Below are 15,528 nucleotides of genomic sequence, written 5' to 3'. Positions count from 1 at the left end.
AAGATATCTTCAGGTACGCTGCCTAAATGAATCGTCACCTGAAGTGAAACAGGCACAAAATGATGGGTTTTAGGGGGACGAGCAGGCGACCGTTTTTGTGATCGTTAGCCGATTTTATGATCATCATACTTGTATGGTAGTTATGTGAGTGGGTAAATTTCCGTCATCACAACGAACGATGTAAGGAAAGGAATTATGAAGATTGTCGCGGCTGACGTGTTTGTTACCTGCCCGGGGCGGAACTTTGTCACCCTTAAAATCACTACCGATGAAGGGATCGTTGGCCTCGGTGATGCCACGCTGAACGGGCGTGAACTCTCCGTTGCTTCCTACCTGAAAGATCACCTCTGCCCGCAGCTGATTGGCCGCGACGCGCACCGTATCGAAGATATCTGGCAATTCTTCTATAAGGGCGCCTACTGGCGCCGCGGGCCGGTCACCATGTCGGCCATCTCCGCCGTGGATATGGCGCTCTGGGACATCAAAGCCAAAGCGGCCAATATGCCGCTCTACCAGCTGCTGGGCGGCGCATCCCGTGAGGGCGTAATGGTCTACTGCCACACCACCGGGCACACCATTGACGACGTGCTGGAAGATTACGCCCGCCATAAGGAGATGGGCTTTAAGGCGATCCGCGTCCAGTGCGGCGTGCCGGGCATGAAAACCACCTACGGCATGGCTAAAGGGAAGGGGTTGGCCTACGAGCCCGCCACCAAAGGCGACTGGCCGGAAGAGCAGCTTTGGTCCACCGAGAAATACCTCGATTTCACGCCAAAACTGTTTGACGCGGTGCGCAGTAAATTTGGCTTCAATGAGCATCTCCTGCACGACATGCACCACCGCCTGACGCCCATCGAAGCGGCGCGCTTCGGCAAGAGTATCGAAGCGTTCCGCATGTTCTGGATGGAAGACCCAACACCTGCGGAAAACCAGGAGTGCTTCCGCCTGATCCGCCAGCATACCGTCACGCCAATTGCGGTGGGCGAGGTGTTCAACAGCATCTGGGACTGCAAGCAGCTTATCGAAGAGCAGCTTATCGACTATATCCGCACCACTATCACCCATGCGGGGGGGATCACCGGGATGCGCCGCATCGCGGACTTCGCGTCGCTCTATCAGGTGCGTACCGGCTCGCACGGCCCGTCCGATCTGTCGCCGATCTGCCACGCAGCCGCGCTGCATTTCGACCTCTGGGTGCCGAACTTCGGCGTGCAGGAATATATGGGATACTCCGAACAGATGCTGGAAGTCTTCCCGCACAGCTGGCGCTTTGATAACGGCTATATGCATCCGGGCGAGAAGCCGGGGCTGGGCATTGAGTTTGATGAAAAGCTGGCGGCGAAATACCCGTACGATCCGGCCTATCTGCCGGTGGCCCGTCTCGAAGACGGCACGCTGTGGAACTGGTAACCGAGGAGCAAACGATGAAAAGCGTAGTGATTCAACAGCCGAACCAGCTGGTAATTGAAGAGCGTCCGCGCCCGGAGCCAGGCGCAGGGGAAGTCCGCGTCAAAATCAAGCTGGCCGGGATCTGCGGGTCAGACAGCCACATCTACCGCGGGCATAATCCGTTTGCAAAATATCCGCGCGTGATTGGCCACGAGTTTTTTGGCACGATCGACGCCGTGGGCGAGGGCGTAGAACCGTCCCGGTTAGGGGAGCGCGTTTCGGTGGATCCGGTGATCAACTGCGGGCACTGCTACCCGTGTTCCGTCGGCAAGCCTAACGTCTGCACCTCGCTGGTGGTGCTGGGAGTCCACCGCGACGGCGGATTCAGCGAATATGCCGCCGTGCCCGCTAAAAATGCCTGGCGCATCCCGGATGCGATCCCGGATAAACACGCCGTGATGGTTGAACCTTTCACCATTGCCGCCAACGTGACGGGGCAGGCTAGCCCTACCGAACAGGACGTTGCGCTGATCTACGGTGCAGGGCCGATGGGACTGGTCACCGTACAGGCACTGAAGGGCGTCTACAACGTGAAGCAGGTTATCGTCGTCGACAGAATCAATGAGCGTCTGGCCATGGCCCAGCGCAGCGGCGCGGACTGGGTCTTTAATAACGGCGAAACGTCGCTGCAGGCCGCGCTGGACGAAAAAGGCATCAAGCCGACGCTGATTATTGATGCCGCCTGTCATCCGTCGATTTTGCAGGAGGCGGTCACCCTGGCTTCCCCGGCGGCGCGCATCGTGCTGATGGGCTTCTCCAGCGAGCCGAGCCAGATAGTCCAGCAGGGGATTACCGGTAAAGAGCTGGCGATCTTCTCCTCGCGCCTCAATGCCAACAAATTCCCGGTCGTCATCGACTGGCTTGAAAAAGGGCTGATCGATCCGGAAAAACTGATCACCCATACCTTTGACTATCACCATGTAACAGACGCCATCGAACTGTTTGAAAAAGACCAGCGGCAGTGCTGCAAGGTTTTACTGACGTTCGGGCAATAACCCTACACGCGGTTAAGAGCCCGCGAAGACGGGCTCTCAGTGGTACGCATCTTACCTTTAGAGATAGCCATTATGACGCAAGCACAACCTCAAAGAACTACCTCAGATCTGGTGAAAGCCGCCGTCTCCGGCTGGCTGGGCACCGCGCTGGAGTTTATGGATTTCCAGCTCTACTCGCTGGGGGCGGCGCTGGTATTTCATGAAATCTTCTTCCCGGAACAGTCGGCCGCGATGGCGCTGATTCTGGCGATGGGAACCTACGGCGCGGGCTACATCGCGCGTATCGTCGGGGCCTTTATCTTCGGCAGAATGGGCGACAGCATTGGCCGTAAAAAGGTGCTGTTTATCACCATCACCATGATGGGGATCTGCACCACGCTGATTGGCGTGCTGCCGACCTACGCGCAGATCGGCATTTTTGCGCCCGTACTGCTGGTGATGCTGCGTATCATTCAGGGGCTGGGCGCAGGGGCGGAGATCTCCGGGGCCGGGACCATGCTGGCGGAGTACGCCCCGAAAGGGAAACGCGGCATCATCTCCTCGCTGGTGGCGATGGGGACTAACTGCGGGACGCTGAGCGCCACGGCGATCTGGGCCATTATGTTCTTCGCCCTCGATCGTGAACAGCTGCTCGCCTGGGGCTGGCGCGTGCCGTTCCTTGCCAGCGTCGTGGTGATGATCTTTGCCATCTGGCTGCGAATGAACCTCAAGGAGAGCCCGGTCTTTGAGAAAGTAAACGATGCAGAAACCGTGCAGCCGGACACCTCGCTGGGTTCAATGGTGAAAAGTAAATCCTTCTGGCTGGCGACCGGCCTGCGTTTCGGTCAGGCGGGCAACTCCGGGCTGATCCAGACCTTCCTCGCGGGTTATCTGGTCCAGACGCTGCTGTTCGATAAAGCGATTCCCACCGACGCGCTGATGATAAGTTCTATTCTCGGGTTTATCTCCATCCCGCTGCTGGGCTGGCTTTCCGACAAAGTGGGGCGCAGGCTGCCGTACATTATCCTCAATATCTCCGCCATTATTCTGGCGTACCCGATGCTGTCGATTATCGTCGATAAGAGCTATGCGCCGGGGACAATCATGCTCTCGATCATCGTTATCCATAACTTCGCCGTGCTGGGGCTGTTTGCGCTGGAAAATATCACCATGGCGGAGATGTTTGGCTCGCGAAATCGCTTTACCCGTATGGCTATCTCCAAGGAGGCGGGCGGTCTGGTGGCGGTGGGTTTTGGCCCGGTACTGGCGGGGATTTTCTGCAATATGACGGGTTCCTGGTGGCCGATTGTAGCCATGCTGGTGGCCTATTCCGTGATTGGGCTGGTTTCGGCGTTCCTGATGCCGGAAGTCCGCGACCGCGACCTCAGCGCGGCTGAAGATGCCGCCGAGGCCGCGCCGAAAGAGCGCGTGGGTTACGGCGCGGTCTCCACGCGACGCTAGCGGTTTACATCTTTCGTGACTTATCACACAACTTTTTGTTTATGTCACACCACCTGAGCAAAAGTTAATATAAATCAAAAACTCAAACGGCAGTATCAGTATGGTTGATGGCAGTAATTTTTTACCCCGACTGCCATTCTAGTTGGTGTAGTCAGCAGGCGCTGCTGCTCTGGACTAGGGGCGGCAGCGATCCACAGCTTTCTAATTAGCGAGTCTTAATCATGGAAAACACCTTATTACAGGCCAACGCGACGCTGCCTCAGTACGATCGCGACAGCCTTAAAGCACGCATTGTACATTTAGGCTTCGGCGCATTTCACCGCGCGCATCAGGCGGTGTATGCGGACATCCTCGCGGCTGAACACGGCAGCGACTGGGGGTACTGTGAGGTTAACCTGATTGGCGGCGAGCAGCAGATTGCCGACCTGAAGGCGCAGGATAACCTCTACACCGTAGCGGAAATGTCTGCCGATGCCTGGACGTCCCGCGTGGTTGGCGTAGTCAAAAAGGCCCTGCACGCGCAGGTCGACGGGCTGGAAAGCGTGCTGGCGGCAATGTGTGAACCGCAGGTGGCGATTGTCTCGCTGACCATCACCGAAAAAGGCTACTGCCACTCTCCGGCAACCGGGCAACTGATGCTCGATCATCCTTTCATCGTTGCCGACCTGCAAAACCCGCATCAGCCGAAATCCGCGCCGGGCGTGGTGGTGGAAGCGCTGTCGCGCCGTAAAGCGGCGGGGCTGCCCGCGTTTAGCGTGATGTCCTGCGACAACATGCCGGAGAACGGTCACGTGATGCGCAATGTCACCTGCTCTTACGCCCGGGCGGTAGACGGCGAGCTGGCGGACTGGATCGAGGCTAACGTCACCTTCCCGTCAACCATGGTGGACCGCATCGTGCCGGCGGTCACACCCGATACGCTGGATAAAATCGCGCAGCTGACCGGCGTACGCGATCCGGCGGCGGTGGCCTGCGAGCCGTTCCGCCAGTGGGTTATCGAGGATAACTTTGTGGCCGGGCGTCCGGAATGGGAAAAAGCCGGAGCCGAACTGGTTTCAGACGTGATCCCGTTTGAAGAGATGAAGCTACGCATGCTCAACGGCAGCCACTCTTTCCTGGCCTACCTGGGCTATCTGGCCGGTTATCAGCACATCAATGAGTGTATGGAAGACGAACACTATCGCGTCGCCGCGCACGCGCTGATGCTTAACGAGCAGGCGCCGACCCTGAAAGTGAAGGGCGTCGATTTAGAACGCTACGCTGACCTGCTGATCGCCCGTTACAGTAACCCGGCCCTGCGCCACCGTACCTGGCAAATTGCGATGGACGGCAGCCAGAAGCTTCCGCAGCGGATGCTGGATCCCGCGCGCTGGCACCTGGTGCACCAGACGCCTTTCCCACTGCTGGCGCTGGGCGTGGCTGGGTGGATGCGCTATGTCGGCGGCGTGGATGAGCAGGGTAACGCTATCGACGTGAGCGATCCGCAGCTGGCGGTGATTCAGGCGGCGGTGAAGGGAAGTGCCGAAGGGGAAAACCGGGTTAACGCGCTGCTCGGCATTGAGGCCATTTTTGGGAAAGAGTTGCCGCGAGAAAAAGCCTTCACAGATGCCGTGATGAGCGCGTATCAGACGCTGCTGCAGAAGGGGGCAAAGACCACGGTGGCGGAGTACGTGTCGCACCTGTAATTCAACACATGCCGCCGTTCGCGGCGGCATGTCGGCGCACAATTTAGTGCATACCCAGACGAATCAGTTCAATTGGTTCGAACTTACCTTCGCATCCTTCCACTTCCACCGTTTTGCCACGGCGCACCTGCGCGGCATCCAGCCCGTCGCTGTGGATCGCCTTAATCACGCCGGTTTTGCCGGTGCCGCTAATCATGACGCGGCTGCCGGTGGTGATTGCATTGCGGTTACGGTCGTATGTCATCATGGTATTTTCTCCTCTCTAAACTATCCGTTACGGCGCTATTTCAGGTTTTGCCGTTCACGGGGCACTATAAATACGCCTGTCTGCCAGTCATGTTTTTGTTTTTGATCAAACTCACACTTTTTTCTTTATTACATGGGGCGTTGACGCTTCATGACGGTAATTTACAAAGCAGACCGTTATTTTCACTTATTGATAGTTTCTACGGGGAAGCGTTGAGGATTGGTTTATATTCCCGATGCCATTCTGGTTGCAGGAAATAACCCTTCATCGGAATAAGGAGTCAGGCTTATGTATAAGAAGATTTTGATGCCTGTTGACGTGTTTGAAATGGATTTAAGCGACAAAGCGGTTCGCCACGCGGCTAACCTCGCGAAGGCCGAGGGCGCGTCGATTACCCTGGTCAATATTCTGCCTGCCAGCAGCCGGTCTCTGCTGCGCGGATTCAACGCCGATATTAAAAAGTTTGAAGAGTATATGAGCGCAGAATCCGGGAAGAAAATGAACGAGTTAAAACGACTGTTCGATATCTCCCCGGAGAATATTCACACTCTGGTTCGTTTTGGCAGCGTCCGCGATGAAATTATCAAGCTGAGCAAAGAAGGGGAATATGACGTGATTGTCATCGGGTCAAAAAATCCGGGCATCACCACCCATCTGTTGGGGTCAAATGCGGAGTCTATTCTGCGCTACGCCACAATTCCGGTGTTAGTCGTTCGCTAATTACGGCGCCGCCCGCGAAAAGGGCGGCAAATATCACTCTTCGCTAAACCACTCGCTATTTTCCTGACGAATAAGCTGCACGGATTCGCCTATCTCCTGCAGATGCAGGGTCATCGCTTTTTCCACGCCGTCCGGGTCGCGTTTTTCCAGCGCGCTGAAAATATCGTGATGCTGGCGGAGCAGCATTTCCGGCGGGGAGACGTGATCGAGGCTCATGTAGCGCACCCGGTCAATTGTGGCCTTGATATTCTCGATGGTATCCCAGGCCAACTGGCAGTCTGCAATTTGCGCCAGCTTCTGGTGAAACTCATCATCAAGCTGGAAGAAATCGTTGAGCTGTTTACGGTCAATCGCAATGCGCTGCTGATGCAGGTTTTGCTCCAGCAGGTAACACTGGTTGTCATTAATGAGCGTCGCGGCACGGCGCACCACCGCGCATTCAATTGCCTGGCGTACGAAACAGCCGTTGCGCACCTGTGAGAGTGAAATTTTGTTCACGTAGCTGCCGCGCTGCGGGCGGATCTGAATCAGGCCGTTCTCCGCAAGCTTAATAAATGCTTCACGTACCGGCTGACGGGACACGTCAAATCGCACGGAGACCTCTTTTTCAGAAAGCGGTGTTCCCGGTGGGATCAGGCAATGGACAATATCACGTCGCAAAATGCGATAGATTTGCTGGTTTACGGGCTGGGTGGGATTGAGTTGCGATTCAGCGGCCATGAGTTGTCATTTCTCAGAGAGTTAGCCCGAACATACTACCATTCTTTTATGACCCGAAACAGACCCGGCCCGCGGGCCGGGAAGGGCTTATTTAGCCACGATGGACGCTAAGTCCGGCAAAACTCTGGCTGACCGGCATCATTTCCACGGTATTGATGTTGACGTGTTTTGGCAGCGTTGCGACCCACCAGACCGTTTCGGTGACGTCTTCCGGCGTCAGGGCGTTGGCGTTTTCGTAGGTTTTATCCGCTTTCGCGTCATCGCCCTTGAAGCGCACGTTGGAGAATTCGGTGCCGCCTACCAGCCCCGGCTCGATATCGGTGACGCGAATGGCGGTGCCGTGCAGGTCGGTGCGCAGGTTCAGGCTGAACTGGCGCACAAACGCTTTGGTCGCGCCGTAGACATTACCGCCCGCGTAAGGCCAGCTCCCGGCGGTAGAACCGATGTTGATAATGTGGCCGCGGTTGCGCTCGACCATGCCCGGCAGCACCGCGCGGGTCATGTACACCAGCCCTTTGTTGTTGGTGTCGATCATGTTTTCCCAGTCTTCAACGCTGGCTTTGTGGGCAGGCTCCATGCCCAGCGCCAGACCGGCGTTGTTGACCAGCACGTCGATGGCACGCCACTCTGCCGGCAGGCTGGCAATCATCTCTTCAATGGCCGCACGGTTACGCACGTCCAGCTGCGCGGTCAGGATGCTGTCACCTAAATCGTCCTTCAGCTCCTGCAGGCGCTCCTGACGACGGCCCGTTGCAATCACCTTATGCCCGTTGGCGACGAAGCGACGCGTGATGCTTTCACCAAAACCTGCCGTTGCCCCGGTAACTAAAATAATCATCTCACTGTTCCTCAACGCTTTTTGTGTGGTACTAACATAGCACGCCCGCAGAGGGTGCGTTAAGGCAACATTTGTATGACGGCGTTGCAGGCGATGGCGGCCTGGCCTACTCTGGGAAGATATTCGTTCGGAGGAGTGAAAGATGACGGCCACCAACCCCTTTTTTGACATTAGCCTGCTGCCTTACCAGGCCCCCCATTTTGATACCATCAAAGACGAGCATTATCGTCCGGCCTTCGATGAAGCGCTTCGCCAGAAGCGGGCGGACATAGAGGCGATAGTCACTCACACCGCTGCGCCAGACTTCACTAACACCGTGCTGGCGCTGGAGAAAAGCGGCATCATGCTCGCGCGCGTCAGCAGCGTTTTCTTCGCCATGACCTCCGCGCACACTAATGCGTACCTGCAGGAACTGGAGGAGCAACTCTCCACCGAACTTGCCGCGCTGGCGAACGACATCTGGCTGAACGACACTCTTTTCGCCCGCGTCGAGAGCGTCTGGCAGGACCGCGCCGCGCTGGATGCCGAATCCCGTCGGCTGGTCGAGGAGACGTACCAGCGCTTTATTCTGGCCGGCGCGCGCCTGAATGAAGCGGAAAAAGCCGAGCTGAAGGCGCTGAATACCGAGGCCGCGTCCCTGACCAGCCAGTTTAACCAGCGCCTGCTGGCCGCTAACAACGCGGGCGGGCTGGTGGTGGATTACGCGCACCAGCTTGAAGGCCTTAGCGCCGAAGAGATTTCTGCTGCGGCGCAGGCCGCCGCGGAAAAAGGGCTTAACGACCGCTGGCTGATCCCGCTCCTGAATACGACACAGCAGCCTGCGCTAGCCGCGCTGCGCAATCGGCAGACGCGCGAAAACCTGTTCAACGCCGGCTGGACGCGCACCCAGAAAGGGGATGAAAACGACACCCGCACGCTGATCCTGCGCCTTACGGCGCTGCGGGCGCGCCAGGCCCGTCTGCTCGGCTTTGAGGATTACGCCAGCTGGAGCATCGCCGACCAGATGGCGAAAACCCCGGCCGCCGCGCTGGAATTTATGCGCGGCATTGTGCCTGCCGCCCGCGCCCGCGCGGAACGCGAGCAGGCCGATATTCAGAAGGTCATCGACGACGAGCAGGGTGGCTTCACCGTGCAGGCCTGGGACTGGGCCTTTTATGCTGAGCGCGTGCGCCAGGCGAAATACGCCCTCGATGAATCGCAGATTCGACCCTATTTTGCGCTCAATACCGTATTGCAGGATGGCGTATTCTGGGCGGCCAGCCAGCTGTTTGGCATTCGTTTTGTGGAGCGTTTCGACATTCCGGTTTATCACCCTGACGTCCGCGTATGGGAAATTTTTGACCACACCGGTGAGGGCATGGCGCTGTTTTACGGCGACTTCTTCGCCCGCGATTCCAAGCAGGGCGGGGCCTGGATGGGCAATTTCATCGAGCAGTCCTTTGAGCTTGCTGCCCGCCCGGTGATCTACAACGTCTGCAACTACCAAAAGCCGGGTAACGGCGGCGTCGCGCTTCTCTCCTGGGATGACGTGATAACCCTGTTCCACGAGTTTGGCCATACCCTGCACGGTCTGTTTGCCAGCCAGCGCTTCGCCACGCTGTCCGGTACCAATACGCCGCGTGATTTCGTTGAATTCCCGTCGCAAATCAATGAGCACTGGGCCAGCCATCCTCAGGTGTTTAGCCACTATGCCCGTCATTACGAAACCGGTGACACCATGCCGGACGCGCTGCGGGAAAGCATGCTTAACGCGACCCATTTCAACAAGGGTTATGACATGACGGAGCTGCTGAGTGCGGCGCTGCTGGACATGAACTGGCACGGCATCAGCGAGGCCGTGTCGAGCGTTGAAGAATTCGAAGCCGCCGCGTTGAAAAAAGAGGGGCTGGATCTGCCCGCTGTACCGCCGCGCTATCGCAGCAGCTACTTTGCCCATATCTTCGGCGGCGGCTACGCTGCGGGATATTACGCCTACCTGTGGACGCAAATGCTGGCGGACGATGGCTATCAGTGGTTCGTGGAGCAGGGTGGATTGACGCGTGAAAACGGGCAGAAATTCCGCGAGGCGATTTTGTCCCGTGGTAACAGTACGGACTTGGCTGAACTGTATCGCAGCTGGCGCGGGCACGATCCGAAGATTGAACCGATGCTGGAGAATCGCGGGTTGAGCGCATAAAGTCACTTTTAGCTAAGAAGATAACCGGGCCCCGCGCCCGGTTTTTTTTTAAGGTCTGAAAGCCCGAAAATGGTCAAAAAAAGAGCTAAAATTTACATTTGTTAACGGTTTGAAATATATTTATATTAAATGTGCTTAAATTTAGGCGCTTTTACCAATCTCAAATTTATAATGCTCGCAAGTTTATTTAATTATTTATGCTGACTGAAGCATGGCCGTTTATTGCATATAAGAATCATCGCAAAAAGATGATTATAATATTTTTATCCCAGTCTAAAGTATTAATTTTCTCTGCCGATTAGCATGGGTGTGGTCGTGGTGGAAACCCATTTCCATTAACCACAAAAAATAAGCCGTTATTAAAATTCATCTCCAGAAGATGAACCTATGCTAATTATTAAGGAAGAGTCATGTTTAAAAATCTCAACATCGGCACCCGGCTTACCATAGCATTTGGCGCAATTGTGGTTTTAATGTCAGTCGTCTGCGGGCTGCTCTATTTGAGCTTTGACAGAGTGACTGCCGTCAGCAAGCTCAACGTTCATAGCTATAAAGTGGTCGATAACCTTCGCTCCGTAACCGAAAACCTGATCAACATGGAAACCGGCATTCGCGGTTTTGCGCTCACCGGCAATCAGGACGTTCTTCAACCCTTCACGCAGGGGGATGAGAGGTTTAAAAGCAAAGTTGACGAAATTGCAGGGCTTACGCGTGATAACCCGTCGCAGCAGCAAAAATTAACCACCCTCTCCAGGCTTGAAGAAGAATGGAAAAGATCATTTGCGCTGCCGTTAATCCAGCGAAGAGAGAGTGTATCCCGCGGGGGCGAAGAGATGGATGCGTTCATCAGTAGCCTGGAGCGTAATACCGGAAAAGAGCAAATGGACGCCATGCGGGGTGTTATTCAGCAAGCGCTGAGCGACGAATACCGCATTATGGCTGAACGTCAAACCCGACTGGCTGAAGAACGCTTCCGTACGCGCATGATGATAATCCTGGGAATGATTGCGGCGGTTGTCACCGCGCTGCTGACGGGTATTTTGCTGTCGCGCAGTATTCTCCGACCGCTAAAGCAGGCCGTGAATACGGCGAACACCATTGCCGCTGGCGATCTCACCTCAACCATACGTATTACCCGGATGGATGAAACCGGCACGCTGCTTGCGGCTCTGGACAACATGCAGACCCAGTTGAAAACCCTTGTCACTGAAATCAAAGAGGCCGCGACGTCGGTGGATCTGGCTGCCGGTGAGATCGAGCAGGGCAATATGGAGTTATCGTCTCGTACCGAGGAGCAGGCGGCGGCGTTGCAGCAGACTGCCGCCAGCATGGAACAGCTGACGATGACCGTTCGGAACAATACCGAGGTCGCGGAGCATACGGCAACGTCAGCAAGAAAGACGGAAGCACTGGCACGTGAAGGTGAGTCTGCCGTGGGCGAAATGAGCGAAACGATGCAGAATATCTCGGCTAACGCCCTGAAGATAAAGGAAATCACCAGCGTTATAGAAGGGATTGCTTTCCAGACTAATATTCTGGCGCTGAATGCGGCGGTCGAGGCTGCACGTGCCGGTGAGCATGGTCGTGGCTTCGCCGTGGTGGCGACGGAAGTCAGAAATCTCGCTCAGCGCAGCGCAACGGCGTCCAAAGAAATTGGGGCGCTGATTGAGCATGCCGTTGAGGATGTCGATAACGGTGTGTCGGTGGCATCCAGAACGGCAGAGACGATTTTGCGGGCTGCGAGCAACGTGGCTACGCTTGCTGAAACTATGGACAGTCTTTCAATGGCCTCGGTTGAGCAAATGCAGGGCATCATGCAAATCAGCGCTGCTGTCACCCAGATGGATGGCGTGACGCAGGGTAATGCGGCGCTCGTTGAGCAGTCCGCAGCGGCATCGCAGGCGCTGACCGAGCAGTCCAGGGCACTGAAGCAGATGACGGAAAACTTTGCTATTTGAGCAGCAAAAGCATAATCAAAAGGTAAAGCTCCGGCGTTTTAAACGCGAATTTTAATCAAACCAGCACGGGGGCGCTAATAAAAAGGGGCGTCCCCGTGAATAATGAAGAAAATAGCCGAGCGTCAGTGACAATTTAAAAATACTGACTAGGATTTCGTTAAACGAAAATTTAAAAGGAGTTTCTGATGGCGATTGCTGTGGTGACAGTTTTACTCTTCGTGTTGATGTTCCCGGCGGCTATTCACATTTTGCTACAGCTCGTTGGAGGCTGGTGTGACGCGTAGCCTCCCCGGTTAATCCGGTCTTTTGGGCCGTCATCTGATTTTCAATAAGCAGCGCTACGCTACATTTTAAATTTTATTGTACGATCGTCTGGACGCGGGTCATCGCGAAACGCGAGCCGGATAATTTACAGGCAGGAAGTATGTCTCTTCGTTCGCTGCGGGCGTTATGCCTGACAAGTTTTTTCATTGCGGATGTCCGTGATGGCCTTGGTCCTTTTCTCGGTATCTTTCTGACAGAACGCCACTGGAGCCCCGATGATATCGGCATTCTGATGACTGCCGGTGGGCTGGCGGGATTGCTGGCTACGCTCCCGGCGGGGGTAATTACTGACACTTCGCGGAACAAACGCGCCGTGCTGGCGCTGCTCTGCACTTTGATCACCCTGAGTACGCTGCTGCTCTGGTTTAGCCAGCAGACCAGCGTTGTTGCCGTCTCACAAATGGTCACCGGCATCTGCGCGGCGTTTGTCGGGCCGCTCATCGCCGGGATTACGCTGGGCCTGACCGGCCAGCGCGGGTTCAGCGCGCAGATGGGCAAAAATGAGGCGTTCAATCACGGCGGTAATTTTGTCACCGCAGTGATAGCAGGCGGTATTGCCTGGTACTGGGGCGTCGGGGGGATTTTCCTGCTGATGACCAGCACGACGCTGCTGACGCTCTGCGCGCTGCTTGCCATCCGCAATGGGGATATTGATAACGATGCGGCGCGAGGGCTTTCATCCTCAGGTAGCGTTCCTGTCCCCGGCTTCGCGGTGCTGATTAAAAACCGGGCGCTGTTTGTGACCGGGCTGACGCTACTGCTTTTCCACCTGGCGAATGCCGCACTGCTGCCGATGCTGAGCATGAGGGTGGCCGCGGCACCCGCCTCGATCAACCCTGGCCTGTACGCGGCAGGCACCGTCATCATCTCGCAGGCGGTGATGATCCCCGTTGCCATCTGGGTTGCAGGCCGAATAGAACGCTACGGCTACTGGCGCTTGATTATGCTGGCGCTGCTGGTTATGCCGGTGCGTGCGGCGCTGGCGGCATCGACAGACGCGCCGTTAATGATGATCCCGGTACAAATTCTCGACGGTCTCGCCGCCGGGATCCTGGGTGTCGTCGTACCGTCGTTTATTGTGGTGCTGCTGCGCGGAAGCGGGCACGTTAATGCCGGGCAGAGTGTGGTGATGCTTATGCAGGGAGTGGGGGCAGCCATGAGCCCTGCGTTAACCGGGACGATCGCCGGTCATTACTCGTTTGCGACGGCATTCAGTGTCCTGAGCGCGATTGCGCTGGCCGCCGTCCTGCTCTGGTGGCGCGTTGCTCACCGAAGCTGGGAAACAAACGCGCCGGATGAAGCTTAGCCCCACCCGGCGTAGCATTTAAGCCAGTTCGTTAGGGCACGGTTCACCCTTTTCTAACTGCTGAAGATTCCCCAGCGTGGTTTCCGAAATGCTGATCAGCGCTTCGGCAGTCAGAAACGCCTGGTGGCCGGTAAACAGGACGTTATGGCAGGCAGACAGACGGCGGAACACGTCGTCCTGGATTACATCGTTGGACTTGTCTTCAAAGAACAGATCGCGCTCGTTCTCATACACGTCCATCCCCAGCGCGCCAATTTTCTGGGTTTTCAGCGCTTCAATAGCAGCCTGAGAGTCAACCAGACCGCCGCGGCTGGTGTTGATGATCATCACGCCGTCTTTCATCTGGTCAAACGCCGCCTGGTTAAGCAGGTGGTAGTTTTCCGGCGTCAGCGGGCAGTGCAGGGAGATCACGTCGGACTGCGAGAACAGCGTCGGCAGGTCAACGTACTCCACGCCCAGATCCAGCGCTGCGGCGCTCGGGTACGGATCGAATGCCAGCAGACGCATGCCGAAGCCTTTCAGAATGCGCAGGGCAGCCACGCCAATTTTACCGGTGCCGATCACGCCCGCGGTTTTGCCGTACATGGTAAAGCCGGTCAGCCCTTCCAGCGAGAAGTTGGCGTCACGGGTGCGCTGATAAGCGCGGTGAATACGACGGTTGAGCGACATCATCATGCCAATCGCATGTTCTGCTACCGCTTCCGGGGAGTACGCCGGGACGCGAACCACCTTCAGACCCAGCTCTTTTGCCGCGTCGAGATCCACGTTGTTGAAGCCGGCGCAGCGCAGGGCGATATACTTCACTCCCTGCCTTTTCAACTCTTCCAGCACCGGACGACTGCCGTCATCGTTAACAAAAATGCAGACGCCTTCACAGCCGTGCGCCGTTTTGGCGGTTTTTTCGGACAGCAGAAAGTCGAAAAATTCAAGCTCAAACCCGTAAGCTTCGTTAACATGTTGCAGATACTTTTTGTCGTACTGCTTTGTGCTATATACCGCGAGTTTCATAAGACTTTCTCCAGTGATTTTGCATTCACGTTAGCATGATTAAAATTATCTTACAATTTCTAAAATATTATTGAATTCAATAAGTTCTATCAATTATTCTAGAGCATATATACACCCTAACTCCATGATATTCTTAGTACGAGAAATCTTCGGCGCGACTCGGTTCAAATCAGGTTGGGCAAAACGGAGTGGGTAACGGGTGCGAAAAACGCATATCGGTATTACTTGAAAGAATGGCAATAGGGTATGAAAACTGCAATCCTTCCGGATGTGATGGGACGATATTAGGAACCGGATGAGTTTCTGAAAAGAGGGAGAATGATGCATGTCGCAACAAGTGGAGTTATCCTTATCTGCGCCGATGTTGCCTGTTTTGTACTATTTTATAGCATCTATTGCGGTTTTCTTCTTACTGTTGATTGGAAAACTCAAGGTCAATAGGCTCCGTAAATATCCATTGTTCATTGCCTATACGCTGTTTGTGATAGCGATTGCAGCCATCCAGATTAATGTTTTTGCCAACGGCTATGAGTTTGTTCGCGGTTTTTTACATATCGATTTTGATCCATGGCGGTACGATTCAGTGTATTGGGGGTCGTTGATATTCGCCATGCTCTACCTATTGGCAATGCTCAGGAACAGGTATTAGTTACGCAGTGTTT

Annotated in this window: 13 protein-coding genes; 9 read left to right on the top strand and 4 right to left on the bottom strand. The window is 55.6% G+C overall.

All coding sequences use genetic code 11. The annotated features are described in order from the left end of the window. Nucleotides 1–195: 195 nt before the first annotated feature. The 4 genes from manD (at nt 196) to ACTJI7_RS01605 (ending at nt 5,569) form a co-directional block, all read left to right on the top strand. A complete protein-coding gene (manD, locus tag ACTJI7_RS01620; protein WP_028013004.1) occupies nt 196–1,410 on the top strand; it encodes a D-mannonate dehydratase ManD in 1,215 nt (404 codons plus the stop codon). Between the two features lie 14 nt (nt 1,411–1,424). Then, nucleotides 1,425–2,444 carry a Zn-dependent oxidoreductase gene (locus tag ACTJI7_RS01615; protein WP_063153928.1) on the top strand — a complete coding sequence of 340 codons (1,020 nt, stop codon included), beginning with the start codon at nt 1,425–1,427 and terminating at the stop codon, nt 2,442–2,444. A 72-nt stretch (nt 2,445–2,516) separates the two neighbouring features. Then, nucleotides 2,517–3,884 (top strand): MFS transporter, encoded by a 1,368-nt coding sequence (locus ACTJI7_RS01610; protein WP_440669567.1) that lies wholly within the window; start codon nt 2,517–2,519, stop codon nt 3,882–3,884. A 221-nt stretch (nt 3,885–4,105) separates the two neighbouring features. Then, nucleotides 4,106–5,569 (top strand): mannitol dehydrogenase family protein, encoded by a 1,464-nt coding sequence (locus tag ACTJI7_RS01605; RefSeq protein ID WP_063153930.1) that lies wholly within the window; start codon nt 4,106–4,108, stop codon nt 5,567–5,569. A 43-nt stretch (nt 5,570–5,612) separates the two neighbouring features. Here ACTJI7_RS01605 and ydfZ read toward each other — a convergent pair whose 3' ends face one another. Beyond that, nucleotides 5,613–5,816 (bottom strand): putative selenium delivery protein YdfZ, encoded by a 204-nt coding sequence (gene ydfZ, locus ACTJI7_RS01600; RefSeq protein ID WP_028013008.1) that lies wholly within the window; start codon nt 5,814–5,816, stop codon nt 5,613–5,615. A gap of 288 nt (nt 5,817–6,104) precedes the next feature. Between ydfZ and ACTJI7_RS01595 the strand changes: the two genes are divergently transcribed. Next, nucleotides 6,105–6,536: a universal stress protein gene (locus ACTJI7_RS01595; RefSeq protein WP_041910207.1), complete on the top strand. Its 432-nt coding sequence runs from the start codon at nt 6,105–6,107 to the stop codon at nt 6,534–6,536. 33 nt (nt 6,537–6,569) lie between these two features. On the opposite strand, the gene ACTJI7_RS01590 is transcribed toward ACTJI7_RS01595, so the two are convergent. Then, complete coding sequence (locus ACTJI7_RS01590) at nt 6,570–7,256, bottom strand: GntR family transcriptional regulator (RefSeq protein ID WP_028013010.1); 687 nt, start codon at nt 7,254–7,256, stop codon at nt 6,570–6,572. 91 nt (nt 7,257–7,347) lie between these two features. Then, complete coding sequence (ydfG, locus tag ACTJI7_RS01585; protein ID WP_028013011.1) at nt 7,348–8,094, bottom strand: bifunctional NADP-dependent 3-hydroxy acid dehydrogenase/3-hydroxypropionate dehydrogenase YdfG; 747 nt, start codon at nt 8,092–8,094, stop codon at nt 7,348–7,350. 142 nt (nt 8,095–8,236) lie between these two features. Here ydfG and dcp point away from each other — a divergent pair, with 142 nt between their 5' ends. From dcp to ACTJI7_RS01570, 3 genes are all read left to right on the top strand, one after another. Beyond that, nucleotides 8,237–10,270 carry a peptidyl-dipeptidase Dcp gene (gene dcp, locus ACTJI7_RS01580; RefSeq protein ID WP_063153936.1) on the top strand — a complete coding sequence of 678 codons (2,034 nt, stop codon included), beginning with the start codon at nt 8,237–8,239 and terminating at the stop codon, nt 10,268–10,270. Between the two features lie 410 nt (nt 10,271–10,680). After that, the gene (locus tag ACTJI7_RS01575; protein ID WP_063153938.1) at nt 10,681–12,228 is read left to right on the top strand and encodes a methyl-accepting chemotaxis protein; all 1,548 of its coding nucleotides are present in this window, start codon (nt 10,681–10,683) and stop codon (nt 12,226–12,228) included. 424 nt (nt 12,229–12,652) lie between these two features. Next, a complete protein-coding gene (locus ACTJI7_RS01570; RefSeq protein WP_063153941.1) occupies nt 12,653–13,858 on the top strand; it encodes an MFS transporter in 1,206 nt (401 codons plus the stop codon). 18 nt (nt 13,859–13,876) lie between these two features. Here ACTJI7_RS01570 and ACTJI7_RS01565 read toward each other — a convergent pair whose 3' ends face one another. After that, nucleotides 13,877–14,866: a 2-hydroxyacid dehydrogenase gene (locus ACTJI7_RS01565; protein WP_063153943.1), complete on the bottom strand. Its 990-nt coding sequence runs from the start codon at nt 14,864–14,866 to the stop codon at nt 13,877–13,879. 325 nt (nt 14,867–15,191) lie between these two features. Between ACTJI7_RS01565 and ACTJI7_RS01560 the strand changes: the two genes are divergently transcribed. Beyond that, entirely contained in the window at nt 15,192–15,515 is a 324-nt protein-coding gene (locus ACTJI7_RS01560) for a hypothetical protein (protein WP_440669562.1), read from the top strand. Nucleotides 15,516–15,528: the final 13 nt, after the last annotated feature.

This window comes from Enterobacter sp. 22499 (genome assembly GCF_052044815.1).
Classification (GTDB): Bacteria; Pseudomonadota; Gammaproteobacteria; order Enterobacterales; family Enterobacteriaceae; genus Enterobacter; species Enterobacter bugandensis.
The sequence above is the reverse complement of the archived record's forward strand: the minus strand, read 5'-3'. Positions and strand labels throughout refer to the sequence as shown.

What these genes read in the sequence shown, in the direction of transcription:
- ydfG (WP_028013011.1), bottom strand. Translation starts at nt 8,094, where the DNA reads ATGATTATTTTAGTTACCGGGGCAACGGCAGGTTTTGGTGAAAGCATC.
- dcp (WP_063153936.1), top strand. Translation starts at nt 8,237, where the DNA reads ATGACGGCCACCAACCCCTTTTTTGACATTAGCCTGCTGCCTTACCAG.
- ydfZ (WP_028013008.1), bottom strand. Translation starts at nt 5,816, where the DNA reads ATGATGACATACGACCGTAACCGCAATGCAATCACCACCGGCAGCCGC.
- ACTJI7_RS01595 (WP_041910207.1), top strand. Translation starts at nt 6,105, where the DNA reads ATGTATAAGAAGATTTTGATGCCTGTTGACGTGTTTGAAATGGATTTA.
- ACTJI7_RS01610 (WP_440669567.1), top strand. Translation starts at nt 2,517, where the DNA reads ATGACGCAAGCACAACCTCAAAGAACTACCTCAGATCTGGTGAAAGCC.
- ACTJI7_RS01590 (WP_028013010.1), bottom strand. Translation starts at nt 7,256, where the DNA reads ATGGCCGCTGAATCGCAACTCAATCCCACCCAGCCCGTAAACCAGCAA.
- ACTJI7_RS01605 (WP_063153930.1), top strand. Translation starts at nt 4,106, where the DNA reads ATGGAAAACACCTTATTACAGGCCAACGCGACGCTGCCTCAGTACGAT.
- manD (WP_028013004.1), top strand. Translation starts at nt 196, where the DNA reads ATGAAGATTGTCGCGGCTGACGTGTTTGTTACCTGCCCGGGGCGGAAC.
- ACTJI7_RS01570 (WP_063153941.1), top strand. Translation starts at nt 12,653, where the DNA reads ATGTCTCTTCGTTCGCTGCGGGCGTTATGCCTGACAAGTTTTTTCATT.
- ACTJI7_RS01565 (WP_063153943.1), bottom strand. Translation starts at nt 14,866, where the DNA reads ATGAAACTCGCGGTATATAGCACAAAGCAGTACGACAAAAAGTATCTG.
- ACTJI7_RS01560 (WP_440669562.1), top strand. Translation starts at nt 15,192, where the DNA reads ATGTCGCAACAAGTGGAGTTATCCTTATCTGCGCCGATGTTGCCTGTT.
- ACTJI7_RS01575 (WP_063153938.1), top strand. Translation starts at nt 10,681, where the DNA reads ATGTTTAAAAATCTCAACATCGGCACCCGGCTTACCATAGCATTTGGC.
- ACTJI7_RS01615 (WP_063153928.1), top strand. Translation starts at nt 1,425, where the DNA reads ATGAAAAGCGTAGTGATTCAACAGCCGAACCAGCTGGTAATTGAAGAG.